Raw genomic sequence first — 15,361 nt, 5'->3', positions numbered from 1 at the left:
GCCTCACACCGTGAGGTTGAAGTTCGGGTCGACGCCGTAGAGCGCCAACTGGGCCAGCAGGACCACGACCACCACCGAAACCAGGGAGAAGCGCATCGAGCGGCCGACGGCCTGACCGACCCCGACCGGGCCGCCGCTGGCGGTGTAGCCGTAGTAGCAGTGGGTGATCATCACCACCACCGCCATGATGACGACCTCGAGCACCGACCAGCCCACGTCCTCGGGTCGCAGGAAGGTGCGGAAGTAGTGCTCGTAGGTGCCGTTGGACTGGCCGTAGAACACCGTCGTGACGAGTTGCCCGGAGGTGAAGGCCATGTCGAGGGCCAGCGCGTACAACGGCACGATCACCACCAGCCCGCCCAGGATCCGGGTCGAGACCAGAAACGAGATCGACTTGATGCCCATGACTTCCAGCGCGTCGATCTCCTCGCTGATCCGCATGGCACCCAACTGCGCGGTGGCGCCGGCGCCGACCGTGGCGGCCAGCGCGACGCCGGAGATGATGGGCGCGGCGACGCGCGTGTTGGCCAGTGCGGCAAAGAATCCGGTGAACGCCTCGACACCGATGTTGCCCAGCGACGCGAAGCCCTGGATGGCGATCAGCGATCCGCCGGACAGCGTCACGAACCCGATGATCGCGACCGTGCCACCCACGACGGCCATCGCACCGGTTCCCATGCCGATCTCGGCGATCAGCCGCAGCGTCTCCCGGTGATAGCGGCGCAGCGCCCACCCGATCTGCCAGACGCTGATCCGGGTGAACCGCGCGAAGATCCCGATCCGCTCGAACCGGCGCGCCGTGCCGCCTCCGTAGCGCCCGATGGTGGCCGCGGTGCGCGGGAAGCGGCCCCGTGCGACGACACCGGTGGACATCTCAGCGCCCCGTTCCGAACCGGACACCGATCGTCGTCAGCACCACGTTGACCGCGAACAGCGCGATCACGCACAGCACCAGCGTCTCGTTGACGGCGATGCCGACGCCCTTGGGACCGCCCTTGGTGGTCAGGCCGCGGTAGCAGCCCACCAGCCCGGCGATCGTTCCGAACGTGGCCGACTTGACCACCGAGATGACCACCTCGGGCAGGCCGGTGACCAGGGTGAGGGTGCCGACGTAGGCGCCCGCCGAAACATGTTGGATGTAAACGCCGAAGATGAAACCGCCGACCAGGCCGATGGTGATCACCGCACCGTTGAGCAGGGTCGCGACGATGGTCGCGGCGACGACGCGGGGCACCACCAGCCGGTGGATGGGGTCGATGCCGAGCACCTCCATCGCGTCGATCTCCTCGCGGATGGTGCGCGCACCCAGGTCCGCGCAGATAGCCGTGGACCCGGCGCCGGCGATCACGAGCACGGTGGTCAGCGGGCCCAGTTGGGTGACCGCGCCCAGCGCCGCGCCCGCGCCGGAGATGTCGGCGGCGCCGAACTCGGCCAGCAGGATGTTGAGCGTGAAGATGATGAGCACGGTCAGCGGGATCGCGACCGCGAGGGTCGGCAGCAGCGACACACTGGTGATGAACCAGCCCTGCTCGATCGTCTCGCGCCACTGAAAGGGCCGCCGGAACAGCGCTTTACCGGTCAGCACGCAGGTCCGGAAGAACCCGCCGACGGCGTCGACCCCCGGCTGGATCTGGCCGCGCAGGTAGGTGGTGATCACCGCGGGGGTGCTCACTGCCGCCTCCCCCGGCGCTCGAGTGCGTCCAGCAGGGCCGCATTCGCGAGTTCCAGCGCGTGGTGGGCGGCGTCCTTCGCGCCGGGCGCGTCGCCGGCGCAGATCGCATCGGCCAGGGCCCGGTAGATCTCCGGACGGTTGCCTTGCGCGGTCAGCCCCGGGGCCACGGCGGCGACGGCCGGCTCGTATGCGGCGCGAAACGCGTTGTACATCAACCGGAACACGATCGATCCGGCGCTGTCGACCAGATGGTCCCAGAACACGAGCGCACGGCGTTGCCACTCGAGCGGGTCCGGCTCCGACTCCAGCGCGCGCAGCGAGTTCTCGAGCAGCCCGGCCAGGTCGGGCCCGTGTCGTTCGGCCGCCAGCTCGGCGACCTTCGGGCCGTTGCGCAGCCGGGCCTCGAGGATGCTGCGGAAGACCGCGCCGTCGAGCTCGCCGTTGCGGAACAGCAACCGCGGCAACAGGTCCAGGCCCGCGTGCCGGCGGAAGTCGCGCACCGTGGTGACGCCGCCCTGGCGCACGTCGACCAGCCCGGCCGCCGACAGCCGCTTGAGCGCCTCGCGGACGGCCGGCCGCGACACGCCCAGCACCTCGGCGAGCCGGCGCTCACTGGGCAGGGCCGCACCGGGCTGCATCTCCCCGCTCAGCACGTCGGCGGCGATCTGCTCGAAGACCTCTTCGGGCACCGAGCGGCGAATCACCGGTTGCAGCGCCATGCGGCAAGTCTGTGGGCCGGGTGGCCAGACGTCAAGTGGTAAGACCAGCGTGTCGCCGGGCGGGCGCGCCCGAGCCCGCGCGGCCGCTACGTGGCGGCGGGGTCCCGGCGCTGCGCCGTCACGAACAGCGTCCGGGGGGCGGCGTCCTCGATGCCCTGCGGGGGTGTGCGGCCGTAACCGGCCATCAGCTCCTCGGCCGGCGTCACCGTCACGTCCCAACCGTGGCGGCCCAGCCAGTCGCCGACGTCCTCGCGCTCCTCGAAATACCACAGGTCTGCGACGTCGGGGATTTCCCGGTCCGGCTCGGCCTCGGCCATCAGATCGCGCAACCGCCGCATCGTCTCGCGCTGCTTCTCGCGCGCGGCCTGGTCGAGGAAGTCGGGCCCGGGCGCCTCCACGGCGATCCGGCTGCCCGGCGCGCCGAGCTGCTGGACACGCTCGAAGAGCAGCTCCTGAGCGGCCGCCGGCAGGAACGGCAACAACCCCTCGGCCGACCAGGCGCTCGGCGCGGCGGCGTCGAAACCTGCCCGCCGCAACGCGGCCGGCCAGTCATGGCGCAGGTCGACCGGGACGTGCACCAGGTTGCACGTCGGCTGCGCATCGTTGTCCCGCAGCGTCGACGCCTTGAACTGAAGCACCCGGGGCTGGTCGAGTTCGTAGACCGTGGTGCCGTCCGGCCAGGGCAGCCGCCACGCCCGCGAGTCCAGCCCCGCCGCCAGGATGACCACCTGGCGCACGCCCGCACCGGCGGCGTCGAGGAAGAACGTGTCGAAGAGGGCCGTCCGCGCGGCCATGTAGTCGACCATGGCCTGCATGCGGGGCTTCAGGTCGGGTTCGGCCGCGGTGATCTGCGCGGGCAGGTTCGGGGCCGCGAACCAGCTCCACATGCCCTCGCCGGCGGCGTCGAGGAACACCCGCGCGAACCGGTCGCTGATCAGCGGGTTCTCGCTCTCGGTCTCGGCGGCGCGGGCCGCCGCGACACCCAGGGCCGTCGCCCCCACGCTTTCGGTGATCTCCCAGCTGTCGTTGTCGGTTCTGGCCACGCTCGACTCCTCCGTATCGCTGGCACGCCTACCTGCACGACCCTACGCGCGCCGCCGAAATCGCTGCGGCCCAACGGTTCCGGGCGCCACGGTGGCGCACGTGGCGTCACCGCCCGGTGCGGCCGGGGCCGCCGAAGGCGTCCTCGCCCGGCCGTCCGGTTTGCGGGGCGGGTTACCCTGACGCCGGGCCGCCGCGCGTGCGGCGCTGATCCGAAGGATCTCAAGGGACACTTGAAGCATGCGAGTTGACGGGTGCGACATCGGTGTTTCCGGCAACTTGCTGCAACCGCTGATCCGGCGGACCAACGACATCCTGCGACTGGTCCTGGCCGCGTTGTTCCTTGCCACCGTGATCACGAGTTCGCTGATCACCCGGCCCGACTGGGTCTCGCTCGAGAGGTCCGTGTCCCAGATCGTCGGGGTGTTGTCGCCCGCGCAGTCCGACGCGGTCTACCTGGTGTACGGGTTCGCGATCGTGGCGCTGCCGTTCGTGATCCTGATGGGCCTGATCTTCTCCCGGCAGTGGAAGCTGTTGGGCGCCTACGCGGGGGCCGGGATAGTCTCCGTCGTCCTGCTGTCGATCAGCAGCAACCACATCGCGGCACCCCGATGGCACTTCGAGCTGTCCGACCGGCTCACCACGATGCCCGCCCAGTTCCTCGACGATCCGCGGTGGATCGCGATGCTGGCGGCGGTGCTGACGGTGTCGGGCCCCTGGCTGCCGGCGCGCTGGCGGCGCTGGTGGTGGGCGCTGCTGCTCGCCTTCGTGCCGATCCACCTCGTCATCAGCGCGATCGTGCCGGCGCGTTCGCTGCTGGGGCTGGCCGTCGGGTGGCTGGTCGGGGCGCTGGTGGTGCTGGCCGTCGGCACCCCCGCCCTCGAGGTGCCGCTCGACAGCGCGGTCCGGGCGATGGCCCGGCGCGGGTTCTTCGTGTCGCAGCTGACCGTGGTCCGGCCGGCCAGCGCCGGGCCGCTGGTCCTGCGCGCCGCGTCGGCCCATGCCGACCCGGCGACGACGGCCTCGGCGGTGATGGAGCTCTACGGGCCCCATCAGCGCAGCGGCGGCGCACTGCGCCAGATCTGGCGCAAGGTGCGGCTGCGCGACAACGAGACCGCGCCCCTGGTGGCCTCCATGCGCCGCGCCGTGGAACACCGCGCGCTGATGTCCATCGCCATCGGCGACGCGGGCGTCGCCAACACCTCGACGATCGCCGTGACGCCGCTGGCGCGCGACTGGATGCTTTACGCCCACAACCCCGTTCGCGGTAGGACGCTCGACGAGTGCGCGCCCGAGGTCCCGGTCGCGCGGGTGTGGAAGGCGCTGCGCACGCTGCACGACCACCAGATCTCCCACGGGGATCTGCGTGGCCGCGAGATCACGGTGGCCGACGGCGCGGTGCTGTTCGGCGGGTTCGGCGCCGCCGAGTACGGCGCCACCGACGCGCAGTTCCAGTCCGACCTGGCCCAACTCCTGGTCACCACGACGGCGCTGTACGACGCGGAGTCGGCGGTCGGCGCCGCGATCGGCGCCTTCGGCGAGGACGCCATCCTGACCGCCTCGCGCAGGCTCACCAAGATCGCGGTGCCCAAACGGCTTCGGAAGTCGCTGCCGAACGCCGGCGCCACCATCTCCAGCGCACGCGCCGAGGTCAAGCGGCAAACGGGCGCCGACCAGATCAAACCCGAAACCATCACCCGGTTCACCCGCGGCCAGATCATCCAGCTGGTGCTGTTCGGGGCGCTCGTCTACGTCGCCTACCCCTTCATCAGCACCGTGCCCACGTTCTTCTCCGAGTTGAGTACCGCGAACTGGTGGTGGGCGCTGCTGGGGCTGGCGATCTCGGCGCTGACCTACGTGGGCGCGGCGGCCGCCCTGTGGGCGAGCGCCGACGAGTCGGTGAACTTCTGGAAGCTGTCGGTCGCGCAGGTGGCCAACACCTTCGCCGCCACCACCACGCCCGCCGGCGTCGGTGGACTGGCGCTCAGCACCCGGTACCTGCAGAAGGGGGGCGGGCTGTCGGCGGTGCGCGCCACCACGGCGGTGGCGCTGCAGCAATCGGTGCAGGTGATCATGCACCTGGTGTTGCTCATCCTGTTCAGCACCCTGGCCGGTGCGTCGACGGACCTTTCCCACTTCGTGCCGACCGCCACCGTGCTGTACCTGATCGCGGGCGTGGCCCTGGGCATCGCGGGCACGTTCCTGTTCGTGCCCAAGCTGCGGCGCTGGCTGGCCACGGACGTGCGCCCCAAGCTGCAGGAGGTGGGCGCCGACCTCGTCGATGTCGCCCGCGAGCCCAAACGCCTGGGGCTGATCGTGCTCGGCTGCGCCGGAACGACTCTCGGCGCGGCGTTGGCGCTGTGGGCCAGCACCGAGGCCTTCGGCGGCGGCGCGTCGTTCGTCAGCGTCACGGTGGTGACGATGGTCGGCGGGACGCTGGCCTCCGCGGCACCGACACCCGGCGGCGTCGGGGCGGTGGAGGCGGCGCTGATCGGTGGCCTGGCCGCATTCGGCGTGCCCGCGGCCATCGGCGTGCCGTCGGTGCTGCTGTACCGGGTGCTCACCTGCTGGTTGCCGGTGTTCGTCGGCTGGCCGGTGATGCGCTGGCTGACCAGCCACGAGTTGATCTGACGCCGGCGATCGCGCTGGGCCGCATACCTATTCGGAACCGGCGGCCACCACCAGCACCATCGAGCGCCGCACGCTTGCACCGACCGTGGTGGAGAGAAAGACCGGGTAGTAGTCCTCGGGCACCTGCGGCGTGAGGGTGATCGCGACGCTGACGGTGGCCGACCCATCGGCGCCGAACTCCCCGAACGCCCGCGACGGTGCGATGCCCGGCTCGGGCGAGACGCCGGTGACGGTGTAGCCGCCGGCGTCGTCGGTCATGCGCTGCAGGTCGACCTTCACCGTGCCCGTTCCTCCCGGCGCGATCGTGACCGCGGGCCGCGGGACGTTCGCGGTCACCGCCGAGGCGCTCGTGCCGAACGACGGCCCGGCGCTGGATGCGCTTGTCCCCCATCGCTTGTCGGGGTAGGGGGCGAGCGAGAACGCCAGGTCGCCGCCGGTGCGGATGATCGACTCCGGAAGAAACGTGTGGTCGGTGGCCCGGCCGTCCACGCGCAGGCCGCTGATGTACTTCAGGTGGCGGGGCCCGGAGGCGCCCGGTGCGGTCATCCGGATCGACTTGCCGCCCGGGAGCCCGATCACGACCCGGTCGAACAACGGCGCGCCCACGCTGAGCACCGGCACCGCCGGGATGGCCGGATACAGCCCGAGCGCGGCCCACACGTACCAGCTGGACAGCGCGCCCAGGTCGTCGTTGCCCGGCGCGCCGTCGGGCGTCGGGCCGTAGAGCCCGCGCACCCGGTCGACCGTGAGCTGAGTCTTCCAGGGCTGACCAACGTAGTTGTACAGCCACGGCACCCCGAAGCTGGGCTCGTTACCGGCCCACAGGTAGGGCTCGTTGGGGCCGACGTTGAGTTTGCGGGTGAAGCGGTCGAGCCGACCGGCCACCCGGCTGCGTCCGCCGAGGGCGGTCACCAGGCCGGCGACGTTGTGCGGCACCGACCAGACGTATTGTTCGGCGTTGCCCTCGTCGTACCCGTCCTGGCCGAAGCCCTCGGAGTCGACGAATCCCGGTCCCCCGCTGAAGAACCCCATCGCGCTGCGGGGCGAGATGTAGCGGGTGCTGGGGTTGAACAGGTTCTGCCAGTACTGCGCCCGGGCCTGGAATTCGGCGGCGGTCGCGGTGTCCCCGAGCGCGTCCGCGAAGCGGGAGATGGCGAAGTCGTCGATCGACCATTCCAGCGTGATCGAGGCGTCGGCGATGCGGCCGCCGGTGCGGAATTCCAGGGTGAACGGCGCGTACCGCAGCGCCAGGTAGGTGGCGATGCCCGGCCGCTCCACGTAGCCGTCGAGGCCCACCCCGCCCTTGGTCGCCGCGTGCACCATGTATCGCAATGCCGTTGCGCGGTCGAAGTTCTCGGCGCCGTAGGCATTGAAGTTGGCGATCAGCGGCACGACGCTGTCCCCGGTCATCTCCCCGGTCGCGGAATTGGCCAGCGCCCAGCGCGGCAGCGCCCCGCTCTGCGTGGCGTCGTTGACCAGCGACTGGGCCATGTCGCTTGCCCGCTGCGGGAAGAGCAGCGCCTGCAGGGCCGCCAGACACCGGTAGGTGTCCCAGTCGGAGAAGTTCGCGTACTGGGTGTGCCCGTCGGGCACGGTATGGATGGCGCCGTCGAAGCCGAGGTAGCGCCCGTCGGCGTCGTTGAAGGTGTTGGGATGCAGCAGCGAGTGATAGAGCGCGGTGTAGAAGGTCTCCAGATTGTCGGAGTTGTTACCGGCCACGGCGATTCGGGACAGCGTGGCGTTCCACTGTGACGCGGCGGCGGCGCGGATCCCGTCGAAGCCGTCCACGTTCTCGGCTTCCAGGTTCGCCCTGGCCCCGTCGATGCTGACGTAGGAGATCGCGGTCTGCACCTCGATCTGCGAGCCGGCGGGGAACTCCACGTAACCCCCGCTGTAGGGCGACGCGGCGCCGCGGGCGCCGGCATAGATCCAGTAGCCGTCCCAGGTGCCGTAGGACAGGAACGGCCGGTTGAACTTCATCGCGAAGTACACGGTGTAGGTGTTGTGTTTGCCGCAGAACCCGCCACTGGTCGCCCATCCGGTGATCGTGGTGTTGTCCTCGCCGATCTGGATGGCCGCGCGGGAGTTGCCGGCCAGGGACGCGCCGGAGCGCACGTGGAACAGGGCGGGCCGGCCGTTGTGCGGGTAGCTGAACCGGCCGACCCCGGTGCGGGTGGTGGCGGTCAGTTCGGCGCTCACCCCGGTGTCGGGGAACCGCACCCGGTAGTAGCCCGGCTCGCCGACCTCGGTGTCGTCGTGGGCGATCGTCTCCCAGGCGTTCCACGGCTGCGAGCCCAGGGCGGTGGTGGTCGGCAGCATCGAGATGTCGCCGAAGGCGGCGCAGCCGACCGACGCGTGGGTCATGCTGAACCCGGTGGAGCGCGGGTTGTCGTAGTTGTAGCCGGCGTAGTTGTAGACGGTGTCCGGTGAGTACTGCACCATGCCGAAGGGCACCGCCGGGCCCGGGAAGTTGTTGATCTCGCCGACGGTCTCGCCCCCCGTCCCCGTGCCGATCAGGGTGTCGACGTAATCGACGGGATTCGCGACGAGCTTGGGCTCCCCCTCGTAGGCGGTGGGCGGAGCCGCCGCGATGAACGTCAGGAACACCGCGGCCGCCACCACCAGCGCGAGGAGGGCGCTTCGTGACCGCATAGCTGTTCCTTACTGCATGGCGGGCGCTTCGCGCGGTATTTCGCACGCGACGGGCGCGCGGCACCACGCCGACACCGGGCGGCTCGAGGCGAACCAGCAACGTTGTGGACGCACCTGCGCTAGCCTCGTCTCGACGCGACTACCCCAGTCGCCGAGAGTTTTTCAGGAGATCTCCGTGCCGAAACACTTCCTTGTAGCAACCATTTCCGTGGCGGTGATTCTGGCGCTGGCCGGTTGCGGCCCGGACCACCGAGCCGTCGGCAAACGGACGTCGACGAGCGGGGCCACGTCCACGTCCACGTCGACGTCCATGTCCACGTCGACCTCGACAGCCGGCGCGACGCCGGGCGCACAGGCCCACAAGACCATCGCCGACTACATCAGGGACAACGGCATCACCGAGACCGCCGTCCATCGGGGCGATCCCGGCTGTCCCACCATCGATTTGGCGGTGCCCCCGGGCTGGCAGTCGAGCAGCGGAAGCGCGGCGTCGTACGGCAGCATCAGCTTGGCGCACCCCGCGGATCCCGCCGATCCGCCCACGATCTCGGCGCTGCTGTCCAAGCTGACCGGTGACGTCGACCCGGCGAAGATCCTCGAGTACGCCCCGGGCGAGCTGCAGAATCTGCCCGGATATGACGGCTTTGGCGGCGGTTCTGCGTCCACCCTCGGCGGCTTCCGGGCGTGGCAACTCGGTGGCACGTATGCGAAGGGCGGCGCGACCCGGGCGGTCGCGCAGAAGACGGTGGTGATCCCCGGCCGGGGAGCGGTGTTCGTGCTCCGTATCACCGCCGACGCGCTGGAAAGCGATTTAGAGCCGCTGATGGACGCGACCTCCGTCATCGACAAGCAAACCAGGATCACCGCCTGAACGCGGCTCGCCGCAGCTCAGGGAGTGGCGCCGTCGAGGTGTCCGGCGGACTCGGCCGCCCGCAGATGCGCCGTGAGCAGATCCTGGTCGAAGCGGGAGCGTGAGCCGATGAGGGTTCCGCTGAGCGCGCAGAAGTCCGTGGCGATCTGCTGGGCGAGGAGACCCAGCTTCATGTTGTGCACCTGGGAGAGCGATTTGAGCACGTTGAACGCGGCCTCGTCATCGATGCCGTAGATCAGCATCAGCATGCCTTTGGCCTGCTCGATCACGCTGCGGCGCTCGGCGATCTTGGCGACCTTCCGGGTGATCGCGTCCTCGGCGGACGCCGGCGCGACGTCGATGCAGAACCCGCGGGTGCCGATGACGTCACCGTCTTCGTCACGGATCTGATCGCCGACCACGACGACGTCGTGGACGGCCCCGCCGGTGTCGACGATGCGGTGCCGGGTGCTGAACGCCGCCTGACGGCGGTTGACCATGTCGTCGATGCTCGCGACCACCCGCTCGCGATCCTCGGGATGTTTGTGCGCGAGCACCAGTTCGGTGGTCGGGGTCACGCTTCCGGGTTCGTAGCCGTGGATCCGGCCCACCTCGTCGGACCATTCCCAGCGCTGGTCTTCGAAGAAGAACCGGAACCAGCCCACCCGCTGCGGAACCCCGCCGGCGAGCGCCTCCTCGACCGCTTCCCCCTGGCCGTCCAGTTCCCAGGTCACAGCGGGGCCTTTTCGGCGGTACCCGCGGCCGCCCAGTACTGCCGGTCGAGTCGTTGCCGGGCGGTGCTGCATTGCCGCAGGCGTTCCTCGGAGAGGCGACACAGTTCGCGGGACCGCTCGACCCGCTCCCGGGCGACCCGCAGCGAGTCGGCGACGGCGCACTGCAGCGATCTCGCGTCCTCGCGCCGCAGCGGGTCCGGGCCGGAGCCCTTCGCGGGGCGCTGCTGCAGGGCGTCGAGGCGGCCGGCGGTCCGGGCGCGGTGGGCCTTCTGCCGGCATGCCGACGAGCAGTACACCGCGTCGCGACGCCCGGTGAATCCGACACCGCAGACGGCGCAGACAGTCGAGGCCATATCCGTTACGTTACAGGTTTTGCCGGTCGTCACCGAGGCGCCAGCCTGTCCCGAAGCCCCTCGACCAGGCGGACCAGCTTCGCGTGGTGGGACCCGGCCCAGTAGATGCGCGCGCACCCGTCGCGCGGCACCGTGACGCCGCGGGGCCCGGGTGCCAGGAAGTCGTCGAGTTCGGCGTAGGCGCCGACCTCGACGGAGCCGACCGGCTCGCTCACCCGTCCGGACCCGCGCCCGCGGCCGCGCGGGTGCGAATGATCACCGGCCTCGGGTGGCCCGCCGCGGTCACCGTCCGGCGCAACGTCTCGGTGACGGCGTCGGCCCGGCTGTCCGGCACCAGCGCGATCACAGAGCCGCCGAATCCGCCGCCGGTCATCCGGGCGCCGAGCGCACCCGCGCGCACCGCGGTGTCGGCAATCAGGTCGATGTGCTCGGTGGTGATGCCGAAATCGTCGCGCATGGACACGTGCGAGGAGGTCAGGATGCGTCCGGCTTCGACGAAGTCCGGCTCCCCCACCGCCGCGACGAAATCCAACACCCTGCCGTTCTCGGTGAGAACATGGCGTGCGCGACGGGCATCGATCGGGTCGCCGATCTCGTCCAGCGCCGCGCTCCCGCGATCCCAGATCTCGCGCAACGACGTTGCCCGCAGACGTGCGGCCGCCCGCTCACAGGAGGCGCGGCGGGCCGCGTATTCGCCACCCGCGTGGGCGTGGCGGGCGCGGGAGTCGATGAGCAGCAGCCCGACGCCCTCGACGTCCGGGTCGAAGGGCACCGGCGCAACGGTGAGGTCGCGGAAATCGATCAGCAGGGCCGTCGACGGTTCGCCGAAAAGGGCGGCCAGCTGGTCCAGCAGACCGGTGGGAACGCCGACGTAGTCGTTTTCGGCGCGCTGGGCGAGGCGCGCCTGCTCCTTCCGGTCGATGCGGACGCCGGCGGCCGTCGCGAGGGCGCCCAGCGTCGCGCATTCCAGCGCCGCCGAGGACGACAGCCCCGAGCCCATCTCCACGTCGCTGGTGATCCTCATCGCGCCGCCGGGCACCGGGTGGCCGGCCTGCCGCAGCGCCCACACGACCCCGGCCACGTAGGCGGCCCAGCCGGTCACCTGGCCGGGAACGACGCCGAGCGCGAACCGCACGACGTCGGGTGCGCGGTTGCTGCCCACGATGAGCGTGTCGCCGCCGTCGGGCGCGAACGTCACCACGGTGCGTTGGGGTAGCGCGATCGGCAGCGCGAAGCCCAGGTTGTAGTCGGTGTGCTCCCCGATCAGGTTGACCCGGCCGGGCGCGACGTAACGGACCGTCATCCCGGCCCCCGCAGCCGCCGGGCCACGTCTTCGGGCGTGACGTCGCTGATGAAGGCGTCCATCGCCGACTCGGAGGCCGCCAGGTATTTCAGCTTGTCCGCGCTGCGCCGGATCGACATCAGCTCCACGTGGAAACAGCCGTCGGCCTGCGCCTGGGTGTCGGCGTACTGGTGCAGCGCCGAGATGTAGGGCAGCGGGCCCTCGTACATGCGGTCGAACCGCTTCAGCACGTCGAGGTAGATCCGGGTGAATCCGTCCAGCTCCTCCTCGCCGAGCTCGACGAGGTTGTGGACGAAGCGGTTCGGGTAGATGTGCACCTCCACCGGCCAGCGCGCCGCGAACGGCACGAACGCGGTGAACAGCTCGGTGCGCGCCACGATGCGGCCGCCGTCGGCGACCTCGCGGGCCAGCAGGTCGGTGAACAGGTTCCCGCCGTGCCGCCTCCGGTGTTCGCGCGCCCGCGCCAGCATGACGGCGGTGCGCGGCGTCAGGTACGGGTAGCCGTAGATCTGACCGTGCGGGTGGGTCAACGTCACCCCGATCTCCTCGCCGCGGTTCTCGAAGCAGAACACCTGCTCGATGCCCGGAGCCTGGATCAGGTCGGCGGTGCGGTGCCGCCACGCCTCGACGACCAGCCGCGCGTGCGCCGGCTGAAGCCCGGCGAACGAGCCGGTGTGGGCGCTGGAGAAGCAGACCACCTCGCTGCGGCCGTGCCCGGGAGCGGAGACGAAGCCGTCACCGGGGTCCGGCGCCGCCGGGCCCGCGCCGGACAGGCTGGGGAACCGGTTCTCGAAGACGACGACGTCGTAGTCGGGGGCGGGCACCTCGCTGGTCAACCCGGTCGGGCCCGGACACAGCGGGCACTGGTCATGGGGCGGCTTGTAGGTGCGGTCCTGGCGCCGTGCCGCGACGATCACCCACTGCCCGGTCGTCTGGTCGTAGCGCAGCCGCGACTGGTCGGGATCGCGCGCGGGCAGGGGCCTGCGGTCGGCGACGGGCGCCGGGCGGTGCCCGGGCAGCGCGAAGAACAGCAGGTCACGGCCATCGGCCAGCTTCGCCCGCGTCGGCGCCATGGTCTCGAAGGGTAGCTTGATCGCCGCGGCGCGGTTCGGGGTAATCCAGGCGTGTCAGCGATACGAGAGGCGGTCGGGGAGATCACTGGTCTGTACGAGCGTGCCCGCACCCGGGCGATCGGCTCGGATCCCGGATGGTTGCGGTTACGGATGGCCGGCCGCACGACGGCCGCGCTCGCCTGCTCCCTGGTCGTCCTCTTCCTCCTGACGAAGGCGACGGGGCAGCCCCTGACCGTCGCCCTGCTCGGGGTCGTGATCACCATGGTGGCGTCCCGGTCGATCAACGAGCCGGACCCGCGCCAGCAGCGGATCACGATGGGACTGCTTCCGGTGCCGGCCGCGGTCGCCATCACCGCGGCGGCGCTGCTGGCGCCGCACCGGGTGGCCGGCGACGCCGTGTTTGTGGTGGTCGTGTTCGGCGCGGCCTACAGCCGCCGCTTCGGCGCGCGCGGCCGGGCGCTCGGCATGGTCGCGTTCATGTCCTACTTCTTCAGCCTGTACCTGCGGGCCCGCATCACGGAGTTGCCCTGGATGATCGGGGCGGTCGCGGTGGGCACGGTGTGCACGTACGTGATCAGCACCTATGTGCTGCCCGACCGGCCGGAACGGGTGCTGCGCGCCACCATCCGGGCGTTGCGGGCGCGGATGGCGATCGTGGTCGACACCACCGCCGACACGGTGCGCACGGGCCGGTTCGACGAGCGGCGGCGGCGCATGCGAGCGCGCACCATCCGGCTCAACGAGACCGCTCTGATGGTGCAGACCCAGATCGAGGACAAGGCCGATCCCGCCATGCTGTCGCTCGGGGTCGCCGGCAAGCAGCTGGCCCCCTGGCTGTTCGACGCCGAGCTGGCCATCGAATGGGTCGCCACCGCGGGGCGCAGAGTCGCGGACGTCGCCGCGGAGATACCCGAGTCGACCCGCCACGAGCTCGTCGACACGCTGGCCCAGCTGGCGCGGGCCATCCGGTCGCCGCGGTCCGACGGTCTCCGGCGGGCCGGGGAACGCGCCCGCGGGCTGCTGGAACGGAGCCCGGTGCCCGCCGGGGTGACGTCCACGGTTCCGCGGACCGCCGGGGCTCCCGGGGCCGGCGATCCGGCGGACGCCGCCGTGCGCCGTCTCGCCCTGGCGATCGCCAACGCCGCGAACGCGAGCGCCGAGGTCCGGGCGATCGTCGAGCGCACCGCCGCCGGGGCACCGGCGCCGGCATCGGGCGGCCCGGATGCCGGCGCGGCTCCCGGCACCGATCGGCGCACCGGCCTGCTCCCGACGACGCGGCAGGCCATCCAGGTGTCCGTCGCCGCGTCGCTGGCCATCGTCACCGGCGAGCTGGTGTCGCCGTTGCGCTGGTACTGGGCGGTGATCGCGGCGTTCGTGATCTTCGCCGGCACCAACTCCTGGGGGGAAACCCTGACCAAGGGCTGGCAGCGGCTGCTGGGCACGGTGCTGGGCGTGCCGTGCGGGATGCTGGTGGCCACGCTGGTCTCCGGCAACGCCGTCGCCTCGCTCGTGCTGATCTTCGTCTGCCTGTTCTGCGCGTTCTATTTCATGACGGTCACCTACAGCCTGATGATCTTCTGGATCACCACGATGCTGGCGTTGCTGTACGGGCTGCTCGGCGAATTCAGCTTCGACGTCTTGCTGCTGCGCATCGAGGAGACCGCGATCGGCGCCGTCATCGGCGTCGGGGTGGCCATCCTGGTGCTGCCGACCAACACCCGCACCGCCATCCGCGACGACGCCCGCGCGTTCCTGACGACGCTGTCCGCGCTGATCGAGACGTCCGCGGCGGCCATGCTCGGCGGCGGCGGCGCCGTGAGCCCGACCGAGCGGGCACGCCAGCTCGACCGGGACCTGCAACAGTTCCGGACCACCGCCAAGCCGCTCCTGGTCGGGGTCGCCGGATTCGCCGGCCGCCGCAGCGTCCGCCGCGGCCTGCAACTTCTCACCGCGTGTGATCACTTCGCGAGGTCCCTGGCGCGCACCGCCGAGCGGTTCGGCGGTCCCCTCGCCCACGAGTCGGCGACCGCATTCACGGCGACCGCCGCCCAGACCCGGCGCAACATCGACGCGCTGATCGCCGCCCTCGACGGCGCCCGCGCCCCCACCATCGCGTCGGCTACCGACGCGCTCGACACCGCCGAGGCGCTGGCCCGCCAGCACGACGGCGGGTCGCCGCCGCGGCCCGACACCCGCCGGTTCCTCACCGCGGTGCACTCGCTGCGCCAGATCGACCGGCTCGTCGCCACCGTGGCCGCCGACCTCGGGGCGCGCGACGACACCCGGGTTGGCGCCCCCACTGCGGGCTGACCCCCGGGCGCGCGTGTCGATCA

At 71.2% G+C, this 15,361-nt stretch carries 12 protein-coding genes and 1 pseudogene; 3 read left to right on the top strand and 10 right to left on the bottom strand.

The features are described 5' to 3' along the window. Positions 1-3: 3 nt before the first annotated feature. From ACJ512_RS04560 to ACJ512_RS04545, 4 genes are all read right to left on the bottom strand, one after another. The gene (locus ACJ512_RS04560) at positions 4-873 is read right to left on the bottom strand and encodes an ABC transporter permease (RefSeq protein ID WP_407685146.1); all 870 of its coding nucleotides are present in this window, start codon (positions 871-873) and stop codon (positions 4-6) included. Between the two features lies 1 nt (position 874). Beyond that, entirely contained in the window at positions 875-1,672 is a 798-nt protein-coding gene (locus ACJ512_RS04555) for an MlaE family ABC transporter permease (RefSeq protein WP_369740722.1), read from the bottom strand. Further along, positions 1,669-2,391: a FadR/GntR family transcriptional regulator gene (locus ACJ512_RS04550; protein WP_407685147.1), complete on the bottom strand. Its 723-nt coding sequence runs from the start codon at positions 2,389-2,391 to the stop codon at positions 1,669-1,671. Before ACJ512_RS04550 ends, ACJ512_RS04555 begins: the two co-directional genes overlap by 4 nt. An 86-nt stretch (positions 2,392-2,477) precedes the next feature. After that, a complete protein-coding gene (locus tag ACJ512_RS04545) occupies positions 2,478-3,434 on the bottom strand; it encodes a class I SAM-dependent methyltransferase (protein ID WP_407685148.1) in 957 nt (318 codons plus the stop codon). Positions 3,435-3,672: 238 nt separating this feature from the next. On the opposite strand from ACJ512_RS04545, the gene ACJ512_RS04540 reads away from it, so the two are divergent. Then, positions 3,673-6,063: a lysylphosphatidylglycerol synthase domain-containing protein gene (locus ACJ512_RS04540; RefSeq protein WP_407685149.1), complete on the top strand. Its 2,391-nt coding sequence runs from the start codon at positions 3,673-3,675 to the stop codon at positions 6,061-6,063. Between the two features lie 27 nt (positions 6,064-6,090). Here ACJ512_RS04540 and ACJ512_RS04535 read toward each other — a convergent pair whose 3' ends face one another. Then, a complete protein-coding gene (locus ACJ512_RS04535; protein WP_407685150.1) occupies positions 6,091-8,715 on the bottom strand; it encodes a GH92 family glycosyl hydrolase in 2,625 nt (874 codons plus the stop codon). A gap of 175 nt (positions 8,716-8,890) precedes the next feature. Here ACJ512_RS04535 and lpqN point away from each other — a divergent pair, with 175 nt between their 5' ends. Continuing rightward, positions 8,891-9,586, top strand: a complete 696-nt coding sequence (lpqN, locus tag ACJ512_RS04530; protein WP_407685151.1) for an envelope biogenesis lipoprotein LpqN — start codon at positions 8,891-8,893, stop codon at positions 9,584-9,586. A 17-nt stretch (positions 9,587-9,603) separates the two neighbouring features. Here the strand turns inward: lpqN and ACJ512_RS04525 are convergent, their stop codons facing one another. The 5 genes and pseudogenes from ACJ512_RS04525 to galT form a co-directional block, all read right to left on the bottom strand. Beyond that, a complete protein-coding gene (locus ACJ512_RS04525; RefSeq protein ID WP_407685152.1) occupies positions 9,604-10,299 on the bottom strand; it encodes a PAS and ANTAR domain-containing protein in 696 nt (231 codons plus the stop codon). Next, positions 10,296-10,652: a hypothetical protein gene (locus tag ACJ512_RS04520; RefSeq protein ID WP_407685153.1), complete on the bottom strand. Its 357-nt coding sequence runs from the start codon at positions 10,650-10,652 to the stop codon at positions 10,296-10,298. Before ACJ512_RS04520 ends, ACJ512_RS04525 begins: the two co-directional genes overlap by 4 nt. Positions 10,653-10,681: 29 nt before the next feature. After that, positions 10,682-10,771 (bottom strand): annotated as a pseudogene (locus ACJ512_RS04515) (hypothetical protein); the annotation flags it as partial. Positions 10,772-10,863: 92 nt separating this feature from the next. Continuing rightward, the gene (locus tag ACJ512_RS04510; RefSeq protein WP_407685154.1) at positions 10,864-11,955 is read right to left on the bottom strand and encodes a galactokinase; all 1,092 of its coding nucleotides are present in this window, start codon (positions 11,953-11,955) and stop codon (positions 10,864-10,866) included. Next, positions 11,952-13,028 carry a galactose-1-phosphate uridylyltransferase gene (galT, locus tag ACJ512_RS04505; protein WP_407685155.1) on the bottom strand — a complete coding sequence of 359 codons (1,077 nt, stop codon included), beginning with the start codon at positions 13,026-13,028 and terminating at the stop codon, positions 11,952-11,954. The genes ACJ512_RS04510 and galT overlap by 4 nt, the downstream gene beginning before the upstream one ends. Positions 13,029-13,178: 150 nt before the next feature. Here galT and ACJ512_RS04500 point away from each other — a divergent pair, with 150 nt between their 5' ends. Next, positions 13,179-15,338 (top strand): FUSC family protein, encoded by a 2,160-nt coding sequence (locus tag ACJ512_RS04500; protein WP_407685199.1) that lies wholly within the window; start codon positions 13,179-13,181, stop codon positions 15,336-15,338. The last annotated feature ends 23 nt before the right edge of the window (positions 15,339-15,361 follow it).

Origin of the sequence: Mycobacterium cajalii (genome assembly GCF_045809005.2) — a bacterium.
Classification (GTDB): domain Bacteria; phylum Actinomycetota; class Actinomycetes; order Mycobacteriales; family Mycobacteriaceae; genus Mycobacterium.
Note: the sequence above shows the minus strand (reverse complement) of the source record. Positions and strands in the feature narration are given on the sequence as shown.